The organism is Streptomyces sp. DSM 40868 (assembly GCF_011820545.1).
Taxonomy (GTDB): Bacteria; Actinomycetota; Actinomycetes; order Streptomycetales; family Streptomycetaceae; genus Streptomyces; species Streptomyces eurythermus.
In genome coordinates this window covers 7,398,407-7,417,834 of the sequence record NZ_CP050504.1, presented here as the reverse complement: position 1 = coordinate 7,417,834, position 19,428 = coordinate 7,398,407, and the positions used below count along the sequence as shown (strand labels likewise).

The following is a 19,428-nucleotide window of genomic DNA, read 5'->3' as shown; positions in this document are numbered from 1 at the left end:
CCCATGCGTCTGCTCACCCATCTGCGGCACGTCGACCTCGCCGTGCCCGACTACGACAAGCAGCTCGACTTCTACGCCGGTGTCTGGGGCCTGACCAAGGTCGCCGAGGACTCCGGGATCTCGTTCCTGGCCGCCGAGGGCTCCCCGGAGCAGTACGTCGTCCGGCTGCGCAAGGCCGAGGAGAAGCGCCTCGACCTGGTCTCCTACGGCGCCGCCTCGGCCGCCGACGTGGACACCCTCGCCGAACAGCTGCTCGCCGGGGGCGTGCGACTGATCACCCGTCCGGGCACCGTGGACACCCCCGGAGGCGGTTACGGCTTCCGCTTCTTCGACGTCGACGGCCGTACCGTCGAGGTCCTGGCCGACGTCGCGGTACGGCAGCACCGCAAGATCGAGGAGAAGGAGTCGATCCCGGTCAAGCTGAGCCACGTCGTCCTCAACTCCCCCGACCTGAACCGGACCCGGGAGTGGTACGAGACCCACCTCGGCTTCCGCCTCTCCGACACGCTCAGCTCGCCGCACATGGGCGAGGTCATGCACTTCATGCGGATCTCCAGCCAGCACCACTCCATGGCGCTGGCGAAGGGCCCGCACACCTCCCTGCACCACATCTCCTTCGAGATGCGCGGCATCGACGAGTACATGCGCGGCTCCGGCCGGGTGATCCGCGCCGGGTACCGCAAGATCTGGGGACCCGGCCGGCACATGGCGGGCGACAACACCTTCACCTACTTCCTCGACCCGCACGGCAACACCGTCGAGTACACCACCGAGCTGGAATGCCTGGACGAGGACACCTGGCACCCGCACGTCTACGACTTCTCCCGGCCCGAGGTCACCGACCAGTGGGGCACGGCCAATCCCATGAACGAGCTCATCGCCAAGGAGTCCTTCAACGACCCCGACCGCGGCGTCTTCGTCGCCCCGCCGGTCTGATCACACCCGCTCGCTCCCGGGGGCACGGCCGGCCCTGTCACCTGTCCTGACTCGGTCCCGCCGCGCCCCCGGGCCTCACCGGCCAGGAGCCGCACCATGCGTTTCGCCGCCTACGAACACCATCACCGCGTCCGAGTCGCCGTAGTGCAGGACGACGGCACGCTTCTCCCCCTGCCCGGCGTCACCTCGCTCACCGGCCTGCTGCGGGAGTCCGGCGGTCTGCCCGGCCTGCTCGCCGCGGGCGCGGCGGCGCTCGACGTGCCGCCCGGCCCCCCTGTGTCCCAGGTCCGGCTGCTGCCGCCGCTCCGGCCCGCCTCCGTGCGGGACTTCGTCACCTTCGAGGAGCACGTCGAGGGCGTACGACGGTCGGTGGACGGCGCGGCCGGCGTGCCCGACCAGTGGTACGCGGCGCCCACCTTCTACTTCACCAACCCGCACGCGGTCTACGCGACGGGCGACGGCATCCCGGTGCCGCCCGGCTCGGCCGTCCTCGACTTCGAGCTGGAAGTGGCCGCCGTCATCGGCCGTGAGGGCCGCGACCTCACCCCCGAACAGGCCCGCGACCACATCGTCGGCTACACCGTCTTCAACGACTGGTCGGCCAGGGACCTCCAGTCCGCCGAGATGAAGGTCGGTCTCGGCCCCTGCAAGGGCAAGGACACCGCCACCACCCTCGGCCCGTACCTGGTCACCGCCGACGAACTGGCGCCGTACCGGGACACCGACGGCTTCCTGCGCCTCGCGCTCACCGCGGAGGTCAACGGCGAGGTCGTCGGCCGGGACCTGCTGTCGAACATGAGCTGGACGTTCGAGGAGATGGTGGCCTACGCCTCGCGCGGCACCCGGGTCGTCCCGGGTGACGTGCTCGGCTCGGGCACCTGCGGCAACGGCGGCTGCCTCGCCGAGCTGTGGGGATCGCGCGGCGAACGGACACCGCCCCCGCTGAGGCCCGGCGACACCGTCACCCTCACCGTGGAGGGGATCGGCAGCGTGTCCAACACCGTCGTGCCCGGCGCGGACCCGGTGCCGCTGCCCGCCGGCCGGCGCCGGTCCCGGGAGCGGCCGTGAGCGGCCCGCACCCCAGGAGGCTCCTGGGCAAGGTGGTCGTGGTCACCGGTGCGGCACGTGGCCAGGGCGCCGCCGAGGCGGAGTGGCTGACCCGGGAGGGCGCCCGGGTGATCGCCACCGACGTACGGCCCGACGGCGACTGCCGCCGCCTCGACGTGACCAGCGCACCGGACTGGGCGGGTCTCGCCGCCGAGCTGAAGGAGTCGTACGGGCAGGTGCACGGCCTGGTCAACAACGCGGGCATCACCTGGCGCGCCCGCCTCGGCGACGTAGGGGCCGAGGACTTCGCCCGGGTGCACGCCGTCAACGTCACCGGCCCGCTCCTCGGTATCCAGCACCTCGCCCCGCTGATGCCGCCCGGTTCCTCGATCGTCAACGTCGGCTCCTCGGCGGCCCTCACCGCCCACTACCCGGTCGCCTACACCGCCAGCAAGTGGGGGCTGCGGGGCCTGTCGAAGACGGCGGCGCTGGAGCTCGGCCCGCGCGGCATCCGCGTCAACACGATCCACCCCGGCTACATCGAGACCGAGATGACCGCCTCGGCCGCCCCCGCCTTCCGTGAGGCCAACATCCGCGAGACCCCGCTCGGCCGCACCGGCACCGCCGACGAGATCGCGCCGCTGGTCGCGTTCCTGCTGTCGGAGGAGTCGTCGTTCATCACGGGTGCCGAGATCCCCGTCGACGGCGGGCTCACGAATGCGCCGCCGAACCCGATCGTCATGACCCGCCGACATCGTCTCGCCGCCCTCGGCACTGGGCATGGGCACGCAGATCGCTCTGCGGATGGGGTACATCGGCGCGTGTGCCCACACGCTGTACTGACGCGCCCGCTCGCCGTACGGGCGGGGCGCGTCGTCCGCGCCGTATTGCATAGGCTGGGCTCTTGTCACGATCACGGCGGCACCAGGGGACACGATGCGGAAAGAGGCGGTGCGGTACCTTCGTTGTCCTCACTGTTCCGGCACGATGACGATGGACGGCACCACCCTGCGGTGCGGCTCGGGACACGACTTCGACGTGGCGAAGCAGGGGTACGTGAACCTGCTGCGCGGGGCGGTCAAGTTCAGCGCGGACACCGCCGGCATGGTCGCGGCCCGCGCGGACTTCCTCGCCGGGGGTCACTACGCGCCGATCGCCGAGTCCCTGACCGCGCTGGCCCGCGAGACGGCTCTGGAGCCGGTGGACGGGGATCCCGGCTGCGTCGTCGACATCGGCGGCGGCACGGGCTACTACCACGCGCACGTGATGGCGGAGTTGGCGGGGTCCGAGGGCATCCTGCTCGACATCTCCAAGTTCGCCGCCCGCCGCGCCGCCCGGGCACATCCCCGTATCAGTGCCGTCGTGGCCGACGCCTGGGACAGGCTGCCGTTCGGTGACGGGGTCGCGTCGGTGGTCCTCAACGTCTTCGCGCCGCGCAACCCCGCCGAACTGCGGCGGATCCTGCGCCCTGAGGGCGTGCTCCTCGTGGTGACGCCGCACCCCGGTCATCTGCGCGAACTGGTGGACTCCCTCGGACTGCTGCGGGTGGACGAGCAGAAGGACGAGCGTCTGGCCGACCGGTTCGCCGCGCACTTCACGGAGGTGGCCCGCGAGCGGGCGCGCAGCACCATGGCGCTGGACCACAAGGCCCTGCCGCGGCTGGTGGGGATGGGTCCCAACGCGTGGCACCAGGACGGCGGCCTGCTGGAGGAGCGGATCGCGAGACTGCCGGAGCCCTGCGACGTGACGCTGTCCGTGACCCTGACCGCGTACCGTCCACTGACGTGACCCCGGCTCATCTGCCCGCCCGCCGGGGGCCTCAGACGGTGGCCGCCGTGATCCCCTTGCCGGTGGCCCACGCGCCGCCCCGGCCGAACCCTCGCGGGCCCTCCCCGGAGCATGTCTGTACGGCCGCTGTCACCTCGGTGGTGGCCCGGACCCCACGCCGAGGGCCGCGTTCCCGGGATCTCCCCCGGGAACGCGGCCCTCGGCCCCGCGGCTAACGACCCGCGGCCCCCCGCAAGGTACGGGCGACGGCCCGGTCGTCGTCGAGGGCGCTCATCCGGACGGGGTCCCTCTCGTCGTCCAGAACGACGGCGCGGACCACCGTTCCGACAGCTGCCTGCTGGTCACCGTCCGGCCAGCGCGGGTCCTTCGTGTTGTCGATCAGGCCCGCGGTGCCGTCCGGGAGCACCACGTCCAGTCCCCAGGGCCGTACCGCGAGCACACGGACGTCGTACTCCTGATGAAGTGTCGAGGGCATGGCACTCAGCCTCCTCACGGCTTGGGTATCCAGGTGCGGGCGACGGTCAGGGCGTTGAACTCGTCCAGCCTGCTGTAGTCGATGTCCCACTCGATCCTGGGGCTTCCGTTCGGGCCCTGCCAGTCGTAGCGCTTGGCCGCTGCGGCGAACTGCACCAGGAACTTCATGTCCATGTCGTACCGGTACATCCCGGAGGCGTAGGTACCACGCCCCCAGTACTCGGCGGCGACGCTCTGCTCACCAAAGTACACCTTGCCGTCGCTCCCATCCTCGGCCCCCCGGGCCGGGTTCGGACCGTGCAGCTTCTCATAGGCCACGTCCACGGTCTTCGGGGTCCGGAAGATGGGGAAGGTGCAGTCCGTGTCCGCCTTCGGCTTGTCGTCGCCGGCTGCCGCGGATCGCTGGACGGCTGCCGCCTTCGACCGCTGGCCCGGCTTGCCGTCTCCGAAGTCGCGATCGCAGAACGCCCTCAGCCGGTCCAAATTCTCCTTGGCGCCGTCCAGCTTCTCGGTGAAGGCGTCGAACTTCTTGCGCGCTTTGTCGACCTTCTCCAGGAACCCCTTGATGCCCCAGATCGCCTTGCTGATTTTCGGCAGCTTGCTCCCGATCTTCGCCAGCTTGACCGGGCCGGCGTTCTGGACGATGGCCCAGATGCAGATCCCGATGTCAGGATCGTCGATGCACTCCTTGATGTCGGCCGCGAACAGCTCGACCAGGATCTCGGCGCCGTTGTCCTTCAAGTAGTCCAGAAGGTCCTGGCCGGAGAGGTCCCGGACCAGCGCCAGCTCCTCCTCACTCAGTCCGAGCTGGGCGAGCGCGTACTCGGTGGCCATGCGCAGGATGAGCGCGTCCAGGGCCTCGGTACCGCTGCCGGGCTCGCCGCCCCCGCTGCCGGGCTGCGGATCGGTGTACTTCGGGTTCTCCTTGGCGGCCTCGGCCAGGGCCTTGCGCTGCCGCTCGCGCTCGTCCTCCTCGGCGCGTTCGGCGGCCTTCATGGCCTCCTCCGCGTGGGAGTTCGCGTTCTCGGCCGCCTCCTCCGCCGTCTTGGCGTAGCTCTCGGCGGACTCGGCGACCTTGTCCGCGACGGCGGCGTCAGTCCGGGCGGAGGTTGCCGCGGACTGCGCGCTTGCGGCATCACGTTCGGCGTCGGTGGCCTCGCGGTCGGCCTGTGCGGCTGCGGACTCGGCGTCATCGGCCGCGAAACCGGCGTAGCCGGCGTCGACGCCGGCCTGCGCGTCGTACTTCTGTGCGCCGGCGTCGGCCTTTTTGGCGGCAGTCGCGTCCGTGGACGCTGCTGCCGCTGAGGCGCGGGCCGCGTCTGCGGACTTCTGTGCCTGCGCTGCGTAGGTGGCGGCGTCGGCTGCGGCCTGGAGGGCGATTTTGGCGTCACCGGCTGCCTTGTCGGCGAGCGTCTTGGCCTGGACGGCCGCCTTGTCGGCCTCGTTCGACTTGGCCTTGGCCGCGGCGGCCTGCTGTTCGGCGAGAGTCTTGGTCATTTGGCCGATCAAGACGGCGAAGGCTGCCGAGGAGTCCGTCTCGCGATAGGGGGCGCCGAGGCTGATCGCCTCGTCGGCCGCCTTCGTGACCGCGATCGCGGCGTCGCGGGCGCCGCCGGCGTATTGGGCGGTGGCATAGGCGTAGCCGGCCGTCCTGGCGGACCATGTCTCTGTTTTCTTGGCCTCCGCCACGGCGGAGGCGGCTTCCTTACGGGCGTTGGCTGCCGCAGTCTGCGCCTTTTTCGCCTCGGCTTCCGCTTGGTCCGCATTCTTCTGCGCAGCAGCCGCTGCGTCGATCGCTACTGCCGCAGCGGCGTGGGCAGTGGCCGCCGCAGCATGCGTCTTCTGGTACGCCGACCAGGCGGCTTCAGCCGCGGATCTGGAGCGCGCAGCCGCGCCTTCGGCACGCGTCGCGGCGGCGCGCGCGTTCACTGCGGCGGTCGTTGCGTCGTTCGCCGCCGCTCGGGCCCGCTGCGCGGCACCAGCCGCGTCGGTGGCGGCGCTACGCGCTTCTGTGGCTGCCGCCCTGGTCTCGCTTGCTGCCTCGGTGCCCTCTGTTGCGGCAGCCACTGCTTCCAGGGCGGCCGCCCTGGAAGCAGTGGCATTCTTCTCGTGTTCGGCCTTGACCGCTTCGTCGCGTGCTGTGGACGCGCGCCGTTCGGCCTCTTCGGCCGCCGCCAGTTTTTCCGCTGCCGTGCTGCCGGCGGCTTCGGCGTCGGCACGGGCCTGACTGGCCGTGGCCTTCTCTTGCTGCGCCCGCTCTTCTGCGGCCTGGGCCTTCTGCCGTTCGCTGGCGGCGTTGTCGCGTTCCCGCTCAGCGGTGGCCTTCTCGGCCTCCGCGATGCCCCGCTGTCGCTTCGCTTCTGCCGCACCGGTCTTGGCGTCCTGTTCGGCTTTTTCGGCGGTTGCGCGGGCCTGCTTGGCGGTTGCGGCGTTGGCGGCGGCTTCCTGGGCTTGCTTGGCCGCGGCTTCTGATGCCGCTTTGGCCTGCTCCTTGGCTTCGAGTGCGGCCGCTTTGCGGAATTCTGTGGCGACTGCGTGGGACTGGGTCTGTGCCAGGGAGTAGTAGGCCTGGCTGTTGGTGCTGTTGGCCTGGATGGCCTTCAGGGCGGTGTCGACGGTTTTGGCCGCGGCCTGGGTCGCGGCGGCGGAGGCTCGGGCGATCTGGACGGACTGGGCGGCGTACATCAGGCCGCGGCCGCGCGGGTAGTGGTTCTGGTCGGCGATGGCCCACGCGTCATTCTGCGCTGCGGTGGCCTGGTCCGCGGCGGTCTTGGCTCTGGTGACGGCTGCGTTGACGTCGGGGAGCAGATGCGAGGTGGTGTCGCGGATGGTGGCCAGGAGCCGGGTGGCGTTCTTCTGGTCGTTGAGCGAGGGTTTGTTCAGGGCGGTGGGGTGGTCACGCCAGTACTGCTGCCAGAAGAGGATCTGGTCGGCCTGCCATGACTGCCGGATGGCCTCGATCATGTAGTCGGCGGCGAGTTGAGTTTCCTTGGAGGCGGCGATCTCCGCAGCAACGATGTTCTTGCGCTGGGTCCCCTGGGAGGAGTACTCGGCCTCCCACTCGGTGTGGGCCTGCAGGACCGGTCCGGTCAGGACGCGGTTGAGGTCGACGGGGTTGCTGCTGTCGCAGGCGGCCCAGGCGGCTTTGAGCGTTTCGACCTCTGTGCGGAATTCCAGGGAGTCTGGTTCCGGGGCCTTGGTGGGGAAGCCTCCGAACCGGAGGAACGAGGCGATGTCGTTCGCGGAGCCGGTGGACCCGCTTCCGGATGTGACGCCTATGCCGTCGGCTGCCAGCTCCGTCTTGCTGGTCCAGTCGTCATCGCTGGCGGGGATCGCGGAGTAAACCTCCTTGGCCTTGGAAAGCGAGGCCGGAGAGGGTTTGGGAGTGAGGTCTTCCGGTACGGCCGCGCGGACTTTCTCGCGACCCTTCCAGGTGAAGGCGAGGATGTCGGCACCGAACTCTGGGGCATGGTAGGGGCGCCCCCCTTGAGAGTTCACAACGGCGTACGGGGCGTTGGTTTTGTTGAGCTGAGTCTGCCGCTCTTGGAACTCCTGCCCCCGCACCGACTCGACATCTTTGTCGGAGAGTATCGCATTGAAGTATTCAGCGCTGGGGTAACCAGACCCTCCGTAATGGAGTGTGTCATGGATTTTCGAGTCCGGGCCCGCGAGGACGTCGTTGGCGAACGCCTTCTGTATGGGGCCCGCCACCCGGATGTCGCGGCTGAAGGCGCAGCGGTCCTGGCGCTCGTGCTGCCCCAGACTGATGCGCGGGGTGCGCTCGTAGGGGTTACTGGGGAAGTCGCCGGGCTCGTCGGCGCGTGCCGGGGCCGTGGCCATCAGGGTCGCGGTCACGGCCAGGGCCGTGGTCAGCGTCGTGGCGTGGAGCGCGCGTGCGAGCCGGGAGCGGCGGGCCTGTCTGTGTGCTGGTGGGTCGGGTAACCCCACGTGTATCTCCTCCGGCTGTCGTGAAGGGCAGGGAGGGAAACCGAGGTAATCCACGTTCGACACACGACCGCGGAATGCCGCTTTTCACCTTCCTCTGGCAAGACAGAGGAGATCTTTACATATGGCTGGCCATTTCCGAAAGAGATTTTTTGACAGCTTCAAATTTTCCGGAAAGCCAGGGGTTCATATCGAGACAGGGAAAGCTGCGCAGCGGTCTGTGGGGGCCACGACCGCTGCGCTTTGCACGGATCCCCGGAATTAATCCCGGGTTCGTCGAGGAATTCTCAGTAGAGGGCTTTGTGCATGTTCCAGCCGGTACCGATCTTGACCTTGGTGTGGAACTTTCCCGCGCCGTCGGCGTCGTAGCGCCAGAGATCACCGGCCGCGTCGACGCCCACAAGATCGGCCAGCCCGTCACCGTTCATGTCACCAGGGGACGCGATCTTGTCGTACACGTTCCAGCCGGCGCCGATGTCGACGCGAGCCCCGAAGCCGGTCTTCTGAGCACCGGGATAAAGCCACAGGTGTCCGGTGGAGGATGCCCGAGCAAGGAGGTCGGGCAGCCCGTCACCGGTGACATCGCCGGAGCCGACGAGCACGTCGAGGGCGTTCCATCCGGTGCCGAGGTCGGTGCGGGCACCGAGGCCGTTCGTCCCGGTGCCGGGGTAGAAGTAGAGGTGGCCGCCGGAGTCGCGGGCCAGCAGGTCGCCCTTGCCGTCGTTGTCGATATCTCCGATGCCGGCGAACGCGGTCATCACGTTCCACCCGCCGCCGATGTCGTTGCCGCCGATCTCCAAGTGCCCATCGGAGCGGACCAGGGTCAGAGTGGACCAGCGGGAGCTGCTTTCCATCGACGAGGCGCTGGACAGCTTCGTCAGACCGTAACCGGACATGTCGCCGTCGATGAGGAGTCGCCCGGCGAGAAGACCGTTGCCCAGGTTGAGGTAGTAGTTGAGCGTATCGGTGGTGTCCCAGCCGATGAGTTCGCCCTTGCCGAAGAAGGGGTTGCCGCCCGTGTTGACGAGCGTCGCCCCCTGCCAGCCGGTGCCGAGCTGAACGCGCGCACCCAAACCGCCCTTGTCGTCGCCGGGGAACATCCACAGCGTGCCGGAGACGTCCCGGGCGATCAGGTCGACGTGGCCGGAGCTGTTGTCCAGGGCGAGGATCTGGTTGTAGTTGCCCCACCCGGACCCGGTCTGCACTCGGGCTTTCAAGGGCGCCGAGGCATCGCCGGTGCCGGCGTAGAAGTAGAGGTCCCCGGCCGGAGTGCGGGCCACCACGTCACCGTATCCGTCACCGTTCATGTCACCGGCGCCGGTCAACTGGTCGAACAGGCCGAAGCCGTAGCCGACCTTGACCGACGCCGCGAGCGGAGCGTCGACCTTGCCCGTGCCGGCATAGAGGTAGAGATCACCGCTCGGGGTCCGGGCCATCAGGTCGTTCCTGCCATCACCGGTCACGTCACCCGGCACGAAAATCTTGTTGAACTTCTGCCAGCCCGACTGCTTCCATTCCTTCTTGCCCAGGTAGACCTTGGAGGGATTCAGGGTCAGGGTGCCGTCCGGCGTAAGCACGAACAAGTCGGGCACTCCATCGCCGTCGATGTCGCCCGGCTCGATCACGTCCTTCCACACGTCCGGAAGGAACGGCAGGTTGTAGCTGGGCGGGTAGGTCTCCGCGTGGCCGGTCTGCCAACGCTTGACGTACATGGCGTCATCCAGGCCGCGGATCAGGAGATCGCTCACGCCATCCCCGTCGACGTCAAAACGCGGTGTCACCGACCCGGCCGCCCGCACACCGGCACGCGCAGAACCTCGTACGGCGGACGGCAGTTCCGCGGTCGGTGGCGTCCAGTGCGGGGGCCCGGGCTTGACGAGCCCCGGCCCCCGCTCGTGATCGCCTGCTGCGGCCGGAACCGACAGCGCCGCCATGCAGGCCGAAACAGCCACGACGACCGCAAGGCCACGCGTACGTGCCTTTGAAGTACCCATCGCACATCCCCCCACAGGAACAACGTGCTCAGCAACGTCACTGACTGGGACGTCCCCTGACCAAGCACGCCCTCCCGCCGGATACATGGCGACTCGCATAGTGCGTCTATCTCCACGGGATCTTCATGCACCGTACAGATGACTCACAGAAACCTGGAGACCGTTTTCGGCCGGAGGACCCCACGGAACCGCCAACCTGCGAAAACGCCCAACTACACGCGTAACTCTCGTCGCAGCACGCGGCCGGGGTCGTCGGGTGTGTTGAAAGCGCTGCTGGTCATCACTCTGCCCACGAGGGAGGCGGACGGTGGTGAGCCAGTCTTGCTCGGATTCATACCGTTTCAGTCCGGTGGCCAAATGGGTGTTGAGGTTGTCCCACACCACGACGATTGGGCCGCCGAGCTGGTGGTGCGCGCGGGCCAGCAGGTCACGACAGTCCTTCCACGAGAAACTCTGCCGGGCGCCCTTGAGCAGGAGGTGGCTGCCGGGCCGGTGAATGAGGCGGCTCGTCTGGCCCGGCCTGTATCAGCACAAGGCGGCCACCGATGTCCGACGGTGGAACTTGCCACGAACACGGATGACGGGCGTGCGTCCGCGCCGGCCCCAGGTGCGAGCGATCGGTGGCGTCATCGAGAACCCGGCCTCGTCGTTGAAGACGATCCAAGAGCCGGACGCCGCCATGAGGCTTTTACCCGCGGCCACACCTCCTTCTTCCACAGCTCCACCGTGTGCTTGTCGCGCTCCAGAGCACGGCGGACGGGCGTCTGCCAGGAGGACCAGCAACGCCAAGTCGAAAACCTCAGTAACTGGCCAGCGCCCATCTCGGAGCACAATCGCGAGTGATAGTGATTTCCGTCAGCTCGGTAGCCAAGCACCCCTCCTGACCAACGCCCGGTACTCGACCAGCGACCTGGCCGCTCATCTCCGGGTGACACCTCAACCCTGCGCCGCCGTTGGCGCACCGCCCGGCCTCCCCGGGGACCGCCTTTCGTCGCTCTCTCGGAACGGGTCGTCATGTACAGCGCGCTAGATGTCGAGGAATGGCCGCGCAACCGTCGGACCACCCCCGCCAAGGGGATCCATGGCCGATAGAACCACCATCGCCGCCGGCATCCGGATCTCCACCGACATCGAACACCGCCCCGACCGTCCCGCCCCGTACCGGGCGCGCGTCCGATGGTTTGATCCCACCACCGAACGCCGCCAGTCAATATCCGAGGGAAGCAACAGCGAAGAAGAAGCGCAGGAGTGGCTCCAGGCCATCATCCAGGCCGCCCGAACCGGCCTGACCCCGTCGACCGCCACCATGACGCCGGCCGAATGCGGCGAGGCGAACATGGGCCTCGCGCTGCGCGGCGTGGAGCCGAAGACACTCAACCCCTACCTCGCGGGATGGCGGAAGCGTGTGGTTCCCGCCGTGGGTCACCTCGCCGTTCGGTTGATCATCAACGGTGTCGTCGACCGGACCGTGCAGAACCGGATCGCCGACGCGCCCAGCCGCCAAACGGTGAAGAACATCATCGCCGTGCTGGTCCGGGGCATGGAACAGTCGGTGCGGGTCAGCATCGTCAGCGTCAACCCCGCCCGCGTGACCGGCCGGCAGAAGCATCACAAACCGGCCGAAGAAGAACTCCGTGGTCCGCGCGCGCCAGCCCTGCCCGACTGGGACAGCCTCATCCATCTGGCCGACGCGCCCGTGGCCGCCTCCCGCGACCAGTACCGCGGGTGCGGAGACGTCGTCGTCTTCGCCGCCCGCGCCGCCGCCCGGATCGGCAAAGTCTCAGGCTGCCGAGTCCAGGACATCGACACCGACCAGTGGATCCGGACCGTGCGACGCCAGGCCAGACCCGCACCCGGCGGACTGACCGACAAGGGCACCAAGGGCAAGCGGGCCCGCACGGTCCACACCGTCGTCCTGCGCGACGCCACCCACGGGGACGACGTGGTCATCAGGCTCGGCTACGAACACCTGCGGCGCATCGCCGGGCGCGGCTCCCTCATGACCCGCTGACACCGGTCAAGGAGGCACTGGTCCCCAACCGGTCCCCAAAAAGATCAAGGGCCGGTTTCGGATTGCTCCGAAACCGGCCCACACCTGCGACTGTCTCCAGTCGGGACGACAGGATTTGAACCTGCGACCCCTTGACCCCCAGTCAAGTGCGCTACCAAGCTGCGCCACGTCCCGATGCGCGGTCTGACCTGGGGTTTCCCCGGGCGAACGCGCAGGGAAACAATACCGCACTCGGGTCGGTGGTCGCGCGCCCCTTTCGTCCTTGACCTCAAGTTTGATTGAGGTTGCACGATCAACCGTATGACGACCGCAACGGATCAGGGCCGTACGTACGGCTACGACGACCTGCCTCGGCTGATGGGGCTGATGACGGGCGACGAGAAGCACGGCCCGGCCGCCACCTCCACGCTCGACGTGCTGTGGGTGCTCTACGACCGGGTGCTCCGTGTGACCCCCGAACGGCGCGCCGACCCCGCCCGGGACCGCTTCCTGCTCAGCAAGGGGCACGGGCCCATGGCGTACTACGCCGTGCTCGCCGCGAAGGGCTTCCTTCCCGTGGAGTGGCTGCCGGGGTTCGGCACGTACGACTCCCCGCTCGGGCACCACCCCGACCGGGTGCTGGTGCCGGGCGCCGAGATCGGCAGCGGGTCGCTCGGGCACGGGCTGCCGATCGCCGTGGGCACCACGCTCGGCCTGCGCGCCCAGGGCCGCACCGACCCGGCGGTCTGGGTGCTGATCGGGGACGCCGAACTGGACGAGGGCAGCAACCACGAGGCGATCGCCTTCGCCGGGCCCGCCGGACTGGACCGGCTGCACACCGTCGTGATCGACAACTCCTCCGCCAGCCACGCGCTGCCCGGCGGGATCGCGGCCCGGTTCGAGGCCGCCGGCTGGTCCGCCGTCACCGTGGACGGCCGCGACCACGCGGCGCTGTACGCGGCGTTCACCGCGCCGCACCCGGGCCGGCCGCATGTCGTCGTCGCCCGTGTCGAGCCGAAGAACTCCTGACCCTCCTCCGCTTCCCGAAAGGGCACACCTCCATGGACACCATGCGTGACCGCTTCGCCCCCGTCGTCTCCCGGCTGCTGGACGAGGACCCGCGCCTCGCCGTCGTCCTCGCCGAGATCGGCCTCGACGGCTTCCGGGACGCCATGCACCGCCATCCCGACCGGGTGATCAACGTCGGCATCCGCGAACAGCTGCTGGTCGGGGCGGCGGCGGGGCTGGCGCTCACCGGACTGCGGCCCGTCGTGCACACCTTCGCCAGCTTCCTCGTGGAGCGGCCGTTCGAGCAGGTCAAACTGGACCTGGGGCACCAGGACACGGGCGCGGTGCTGGTGAGCGCCGCCGCCTCCTTCGACTGGCCGGCCGGCGGCTTCACCCACATGGCTCCGGGCGATGTGGCCCTCCTGGACACGCTGGACGGCTGGACCGTGCATGTGCCCGGGCATCCGGACGAGGCCGAGACCCTGCTGCGGCACGCGGTCGCGGCGGGCGACGACAAGGTGTACGTACGGCTGTCCGTGCAGTCCAACCGGCAGGGGCGGCCGGTCGACGGACAGCGTTTCGTCACCGTCCGCGAGGGCCGCTCGGGTGTCGTGGTCGCCGTCGGCCCGCTGCTGGACGCGGTCCTCGCCGCCACGGAGGGCCTGGACGTGACCGTGCTGTACGCGACGACGGTACGGCCGTTCGACGCGGCCGGGCTGCGCCGGGCCACGGAGGCCGCCGGTACGGACATCGTGCTGGTCGAGCCGTATCTGGCGGGGACCTCCGCGGCCGCGGCCGGCGAGGCGCTGTCCGACGTGCCGCACCGGGTGCTCGGCCTCGGCGTCGGCCGGCGCGAGCTGCGCCGCTACGGAACGATCGAGGAGCACGTGGCCGCGCACGGGCTGGACGCGGCCGGCCTGCGGGAGCGGATCGGCGGCTTCCTCGGAGCCGGACGGGTGCCGGCGGGCGGACGTGGTCCGGTGTCCGTGGGCGGGTGAGCCACCGGCCCCCGGGCGAATGGGTCCGGCACCGGTCAGACGCGTGGCCGCGGCCCACTTCGGTCAGGCGCGTGGCCGGATCCGGCATCGGTCAGGCGCGTGGCCGGGGCCTCAGCGGGCCGGTGCGGTCGCGCCCCCGTGGGCGGGCGCGGCCGGTTCGGCTCGTACCAGGTCGCGTATCGCCGGTATCGCCAGCAGGATCACCGCCACGAGCAGGCTCACAGTGGCGGCGGTCAGCAGGACGCGGCCGGTGCCCAGCGCCCCCGCCGCCGGACCGGCCAGGGCCTGGCCGACGGGCAGCATGGCGAGCGAGCCGGCCACGTCGTAGGCGTGGATGCGGTTGAGGACGTCGGGCGGGACCTGCGTCTGCACGGTGGTCGCCCACATCACGCCCCAGAAGGACATGCCGGCACCGGCGAGCGCGGCGCCCGCCGCCATGACCGGCACCCCGAGGCCGGCTCCGACGGCCGCCGGGAAGCCGAAGAAGGCGAAGAGGGACAGCGCTCCCGCGCGCAGCATGCGGCGCGGGCGCAGCCGCAGGGCGAGCAGGCCGCCGAACACCGTGCCCGCGCCGAGGGCCGAGTTGACCAGTCCGTAGGCGCCCGGGCCGTGCTGCCGGACGACCTCGGTCGCGACCAGCGGGACGGTCGGGCCCCATACGGCGATCATGTAGAGGCACCACACGGCGATCACGCCCCACAGCCAGGCGCGGGAGCGGAACTCCCGCCAGCCGTCGGCGAGATCGGCGCGGAAGGCGCGCAGGGCGGAGCCGGTGGCGGCCCGGGGCCCCGCGGGGAGCGGAGGCAGCCGGAGCAGCAGCAGGCACAGGGCGCTGAGCGCGTAGGTGGCGGCGTGCGCGGCGAAGACGCCCCCGGCCGAGGCGAGGCCGACCAGGACGCCGGCCACGGCGGGGCCGGCGAGCTGGGCGGCGGACTCCGCGATCCGTATCGCGCCGTTGGCGCCCTGGACGTCCGCGGCGAGGCGGGGCACGGTGCCGGCCACGCCCGGCTGGAAGACCGCCCCGGCCACGCCGTTGACGATGCCGACGGCACAGATCTGCCACAGCACCACGTGCCCGGCGAAGAACAGGCCGGCGGCGAGGGACTGGGTGACGAGCCGGACGAGGTCCGCGCCGATCATCAGCCTGCGGGTGCTGAACCGGTCGGCGACGACCCCGCCGAAGACGACCAGTCCCGCGAACGCGGCGGCGGTGGCGGCCATGGCGAGCCCGACCGCGCCCGCGCCGTACCCGTGCTCCAGCAGGCCGGCGGCGAGGGCGACGGGCAGCATGGTGTCACCGAGCCGGGCGACGGCCCGGGCCACGAAGAACAGCGCGAAGTCCCGCGACCACACGGCCGGGGCACCGGCCGCGGCCCCCCGCGCCTCCCGCACCCGCCGTACGCCGAGGGCGCGCCGCGCGTCCGTTCTTCCGGTCATCCGAGTGCTCCCCTCCCTGTCACCGGCGCGTCCGGCGGCTCAGCCGGCCCCGATGTCCGCACCGGTGCCGTCACCCGCAGGCGCACGCCGCCCCGTGCCGTCTCCGTCGCGGGATGATGCCACCCCGCCGGCCGCCCCCACCGGGTTTTTCAGCCCCCGGACGGCAGCCCCAACTCGGGGTGGGCGTCCAGGAGTCGGGGCGGGGCGGCCTGGCGCCAGGAGTCGGCCAGGATGTCCCGCAGCTCCTGCTCGTCCTCCAGGGCGGCCAGTCTGGCTCTCACCCAGGCGAACTGGGCCTCGTGGCCGGCGATCCAGAACTTGTCCGGCTCGGCCAGCACCAGTTCGTCGCGCTCGTCCTTGGGGCAGCGCACGGCGATGGACGTCTCGTCCTCGGGCAGGGTCGCGAACATCTTCCCGGCCACCCGGAACGTGGGCATGCTCCAGGCCACCTTCTCCGTGGTGTCCGGCAGGGACAGGGCGATTCGGCGTACGTCTTCTGCGTCCGGCATGACACGCAAGGTAGCCCCTGCCACTGACAATCAGCCTCCGGGCCTGCCACCGAGCCGCTTGTAGTACAGCGTCGTCGGCCGCAGTTCGCCCGCCGGGCTCGCCGCGTAGTCGGGGAGGGTGCCGGCCTCGGTCCAGCCGGCCGAGCGGTACAGCCGCTCGGCGGGGCTGCCGGTCTCGGTGTCGAGGTGGAGCAGGGTGCGCCCGTCGGCCGCGGCGGCCCACTCGGCGGTGGTCAGCAGCCGGCGGCCGAGTCCCTGCCCGCGCGCGCTCCGGTGCACCATCAGCTTGACCAGCTCGGCCCGGTGCCTGCTGTTCGGCTTGTCCGGGAAGTCCAGGCCGACGGTGCCGGTCACCCGGTCCGTGGCGTCCAGGGCCGCCCAGACGGCGAGCCGGCCGGCCGCCGCGGCGTCGGCCCGCTCCCGCCACCAGGCGACCGCCTCGGCGTGGCCGAGCGGGGCGAGGAAGCCGACGGAGGCGCCCGAGGCCACGGTGTCGGTCAGCAGCGCCGCCAGGCCGTCGGCCCGCGCGCGTATCCGGTCGCCGTCCCAGCGCTCGATCCTCACGGCCGTACCACCGCCAGGACGTAGCGCGCCGGGTCCGGGCCGGCGCAGCGGAACCGGGTCGCGCCGGTCACCCGCATCCGCAGGCAGTCCCCCGTGTCGAGCCGGTGGGCCTGGTCGCCGACGGTGACCTCCAGGGTCCCCGCGAGGAGCCACAGGTGCTGTTCCAGGCCGGACACGGGCGGGCGGTCGTAGGCGAGGTCCGCGCCCGGGGCGAGCCGGCCCTCGACGAGTTCGCCGCGCAGTCCGGTGTGCGGCGGGGAGACCGACCGGCGGACGAAGCCGGCGGCGCGGTCCTCCCACACCTGCTGCTCGGCTGCGCGGACCAGCGGGGCCGGGGCCGCCTCGACCTCGCCGAGCAGCTGGGACATGGTGCGGCCGTACACATGGCAGAGCCGGTTCAGGACGGCGGCGGTGGGGCTGATCTCCGCGCGTTCGGCGCGCGACAGGGTGGACCGGCTGACTCCGCTGCGCTCCGCCAGCTCGCCCAGGGACCAGCCGTGCTCGGCGCGCAGCTCGGCCAGCCGGGCGCCGATGAGGAGATCGACAGGATCCTCGCTTCTCATATCCGGGACGCTATCCCTGATATGAGACGGCCGTGTTACGGACGCCTCACCTCCGGGCGGCCTCGCCGAGCGCCTCCAGCACCGGCCGGATCAGCGGGTGTCCCTCGGCTCCCCGGCGTACGGCGGCGAAGACGCGGCGGGTCGGGGCCACGCCGTCGACGGGGCGTACGACCACGCCGGCGAGGTCCATGCCGCACAGCGCGGAGCGCGGTACGAGGGCCACGCCCGCGTCGGCGGCGGCGAGCGCGACGACGGCCCGGAAGTCGTCGGAGGAGTGCTCCAGACGGGGCTGGAAGCCGGCGCTCTCGCAGGCGAGGACGACCACGTCGTGGCAGGGGTTGCCGGGGTAGGGCCCGATCCAGGGGTCCTTGGCCAGCTCGGCCAGGGGCACCTCGGCGGTGTCCGCCAGCCGGTGTCCGAGCGGGACGACCGCGTCGAACGGCTCGGCGTAGAGCGGGACATGGGTCAGGCGGGGGTCGTCGGCCGGCGGGGCGCCCCGGTACTCGACGGCGACCGCCACGTCCACCTGCCGGTCCAGGACCATGGGCAGGCTGGCGTCCCCCTCCGCGTCCCTGACCCGGATCCGTATGCCGGGTGCCTTGGCGGCGAGACGGGCCACCGCCGGGGCCACGACCTGGGCGATGCCGGTCGCGAAGGCGGCCACGGTGACCGTGCCCGCCTCGCCCGAGCCGTAGGCGGCCAGCTCGGCCTCGGCCCGCTCCAGCTGGGCGAGGACCGCGTTGGTGTGGCTGAGCAGGATCTCACCGGCCGGGGTGAGCCGTACGCCCTTGGCGCCGCGCTCCACCAGGCGGTGGCCGGTTTCCTGCTCCAGGGCCGTCAGCTGCTGGGAGACGGCGGAGGGGGTGAGGTAGAGCGCGGCGGCCGCCGCGGTGACCGTGCGGTGGTCGGCCACCGCGCGGAGGATGTGGAGCCGCCGTGCCTCGATCATGTCCCCGATTATCCCAGCTCGTCCGGCCTGGTCAGGCCGCCAGTTCGGCGCGCGCGGCGACGAAGGCCCCGACCGCGCGGTGGACGTCGTCCGTGGAGTGCGCGGCGGACAGCTGGACCCGGATGCGGGCCTGGCCCTGGGGGACGACCGGGTAGGAGAAACCGATCACGTACACCCCGCGCTCCAGCAGCAGTTCGGCCATGCGGGCGGCCTTCGCCGCGTCGCCGATCATGACGGGGGCGATGGCGTGGTCCCCGGGGAGGATGTCGAAGCCCTCCTCGGTCATCCGGCGGCGGAACAGCGCCGTGTTCTCGGCCAGCCGGACGCGCAGGTCGTCGGCGGACTCCAGCAGGTCGAGGACCTTCAGGGAGGCGGCGGCGATCACCGGGGCGAGGGTGTTGGAGAACAGGTAGGGGCGAGAGCGCTGGCGCAGCAGGGCGACGATCTCGGCGCGGGCGGCGACATAACCGCCGGACGCGCCGCCGAGGGCCTTGCCGAGGGTGCCGGTGATGATGTCGACGCGGTCCATGACGCCGTGCAGTTCGGGGGTGCCCCGGCCGGTCGGGCCGACGAAGCCGACGGCGTGCGAGTCGTCGACCATGACCATCGCGTCGTAGCGGTCGGCGAGGTCGCAGATCTCGCGCAGCGGCGCCACGTAGCCGTCCATGGAGAAGACGCCGTCGGTGACGATCAGCCGGCGGCGGGCGTCGGACGCCTCCTTCAGCTTGGCCTCCAGGTCCGCGAGGTCGCGGTTGGCGTAGCGGAACCGGCGGGCCTTGGACAGGCGGATGCCGTCGATGATGGAGGCGTGGTTGAGGGCGTCGGAGATCACCGCGTCCTGTTCGCCGAGCAGGGTCTCGAAGACACCGCCGTTGGCGTCGAAGCAGGAGGAGTACAGGATGGTGTCCTCCTGGCCGAGGAACGCCGACAGCCTGGCCTCCAGCTCCTTGTGCACCTCCTGGGTGCCGCAGATGAAGCGGACGGAGGCCATGCCGTAGCCCCAGCGGTCCAGGGCCTCGTGGGCGGCGGCGATCACCTCGGGGTGGTCGGCGAGGCCGAGGTAGTTGTTGGCGCAGAAGTTGAGGACCTCGCCGGGGCGGCCGCCGGCGGTGACGTTCACGGTCGCGGACTGCGGGGTGCCGATGACCCGCTCGGGCTTGTGCAGGCCGGCGGCGCGGATCTCGTCGAGGGTGGCGCGCAGGTCGTCGCGGACGGTGTCGAACATG

15 protein-coding genes, 1 tRNA gene and 1 pseudogene are annotated in these 19,428 nt (G+C 70.9%); 7 read left to right on the top strand and 10 right to left on the bottom strand.

The genetic code is table 11. From position 1 onward, the window contains the following. Positions 1 to 3 precede the first annotated feature (3 nt). From HB370_RS33575 to HB370_RS33560, 4 genes and pseudogenes are all read left to right on the top strand, one after another. Positions 4 to 936 (top strand): VOC family protein, encoded by a 933-nt coding sequence (locus HB370_RS33575; protein WP_030792802.1) that lies wholly within the window; start codon positions 4 to 6, stop codon positions 934 to 936. A 96-nt stretch (positions 937 to 1,032) separates the two neighbouring features. Further along, on the top strand, positions 1,033 to 2,004 hold the full coding sequence (locus HB370_RS33570) for a fumarylacetoacetate hydrolase family protein (protein ID WP_030792799.1): 972 nt from the start codon (positions 1,033 to 1,035) through the stop codon (positions 2,002 to 2,004). Continuing rightward, a pseudogene (locus HB370_RS33565) lies at positions 2,001 to 2,696 on the top strand (SDR family oxidoreductase); the annotation flags it as partial. The gene HB370_RS33570 and the pseudogene HB370_RS33565, both read left to right, overlap by 4 nt. Positions 2,697 to 2,919: 223 nt before the next feature. Next, the gene (locus HB370_RS33560; RefSeq protein ID WP_030792791.1) at positions 2,920 to 3,771 is read left to right on the top strand and encodes a putative RNA methyltransferase; all 852 of its coding nucleotides are present in this window, start codon (positions 2,920 to 2,922) and stop codon (positions 3,769 to 3,771) included. 211 nt (positions 3,772 to 3,982) lie between these two features. On the opposite strand, the gene HB370_RS33555 is transcribed toward HB370_RS33560, so the two are convergent. From HB370_RS33555 to HB370_RS33545, 3 genes are all read right to left on the bottom strand, one after another. After that, a complete protein-coding gene (locus HB370_RS33555) occupies positions 3,983 to 4,246 on the bottom strand; it encodes a hypothetical protein (RefSeq protein ID WP_030792788.1) in 264 nt (87 codons plus the stop codon). 14 nt (positions 4,247 to 4,260) lie between these two features. Then, the gene (locus tag HB370_RS33550; protein ID WP_051816143.1) at positions 4,261 to 8,100 is read right to left on the bottom strand and encodes a hypothetical protein; all 3,840 of its coding nucleotides are present in this window, start codon (positions 8,098 to 8,100) and stop codon (positions 4,261 to 4,263) included. A gap of 377 nt (positions 8,101 to 8,477) precedes the next feature. Then, on the bottom strand, positions 8,478 to 10,184 hold the full coding sequence (locus HB370_RS33545; protein WP_030792782.1) for a VCBS repeat-containing protein: 1,707 nt from the start codon (positions 10,182 to 10,184) through the stop codon (positions 8,478 to 8,480). 1,081 nt (positions 10,185 to 11,265) lie between these two features. Here HB370_RS33545 and HB370_RS33535 point away from each other — a divergent pair. Then, a complete protein-coding gene (locus tag HB370_RS33535) occupies positions 11,266 to 12,195 on the top strand; it encodes a hypothetical protein (protein ID WP_051816141.1) in 930 nt (309 codons plus the stop codon). 100 nt (positions 12,196 to 12,295) lie between these two features. Here HB370_RS33535 and HB370_RS33530 read toward each other — a convergent pair. Further along, positions 12,296 to 12,369: transfer RNA gene (locus HB370_RS33530), tRNA-Pro, on the bottom strand. A gap of 126 nt (positions 12,370 to 12,495) precedes the next feature. Between HB370_RS33530 and HB370_RS33525 the strand changes: the two genes are divergently transcribed. Together HB370_RS33525 and HB370_RS33520 are read left to right on the top strand one after the other, a co-directional pair. After that, positions 12,496 to 13,203: a transketolase gene (locus HB370_RS33525; RefSeq protein WP_030792776.1), complete on the top strand. Its 708-nt coding sequence runs from the start codon at positions 12,496 to 12,498 to the stop codon at positions 13,201 to 13,203. Between the two features lie 32 nt (positions 13,204 to 13,235). After that, positions 13,236 to 14,180: a transketolase gene (locus tag HB370_RS33520; protein ID WP_030792773.1), complete on the top strand. Its 945-nt coding sequence runs from the start codon at positions 13,236 to 13,238 to the stop codon at positions 14,178 to 14,180. Between the two features lie 111 nt (positions 14,181 to 14,291). Here the strand turns inward: HB370_RS33520 and HB370_RS33515 are convergent, their stop codons facing one another. The 6 genes from HB370_RS33515 to HB370_RS33490 all read right to left on the bottom strand — a co-directional run bounded on the left by HB370_RS33515 (position 14,292) and on the right by HB370_RS33490 (position 19,427). Next, positions 14,292 to 15,617 carry an MFS transporter gene (locus HB370_RS33515; protein ID WP_037703108.1) on the bottom strand — a complete coding sequence of 442 codons (1,326 nt, stop codon included), beginning with the start codon at positions 15,615 to 15,617 and terminating at the stop codon, positions 14,292 to 14,294. 149 nt (positions 15,618 to 15,766) lie between these two features. Beyond that, on the bottom strand, positions 15,767 to 16,126 hold the full coding sequence (locus HB370_RS33510) for an MmcQ/YjbR family DNA-binding protein (protein ID WP_030792768.1): 360 nt from the start codon (positions 16,124 to 16,126) through the stop codon (positions 15,767 to 15,769). Between the two features lie 30 nt (positions 16,127 to 16,156). Then, complete coding sequence (locus HB370_RS33505; RefSeq protein WP_037703123.1) at positions 16,157 to 16,684, bottom strand: GNAT family N-acetyltransferase; 528 nt, start codon at positions 16,682 to 16,684, stop codon at positions 16,157 to 16,159. 2 nt (positions 16,685 to 16,686) lie between these two features. Next, the gene (locus tag HB370_RS33500) at positions 16,687 to 17,253 is read right to left on the bottom strand and encodes an XRE family transcriptional regulator (protein ID WP_030792764.1); all 567 of its coding nucleotides are present in this window, start codon (positions 17,251 to 17,253) and stop codon (positions 16,687 to 16,689) included. Between the two features lie 46 nt (positions 17,254 to 17,299). Continuing rightward, positions 17,300 to 18,202 carry a LysR family transcriptional regulator gene (locus tag HB370_RS33495; RefSeq protein WP_030792761.1) on the bottom strand — a complete coding sequence of 301 codons (903 nt, stop codon included), beginning with the start codon at positions 18,200 to 18,202 and terminating at the stop codon, positions 17,300 to 17,302. Positions 18,203 to 18,233: 31 nt separating this feature from the next. Next, positions 18,234 to 19,427, bottom strand: a complete 1,194-nt coding sequence (locus HB370_RS33490; protein WP_030792758.1) for a glycine C-acetyltransferase — start codon at positions 19,425 to 19,427, stop codon at positions 18,234 to 18,236. Position 19,428: the final 1 nt, after the last annotated feature.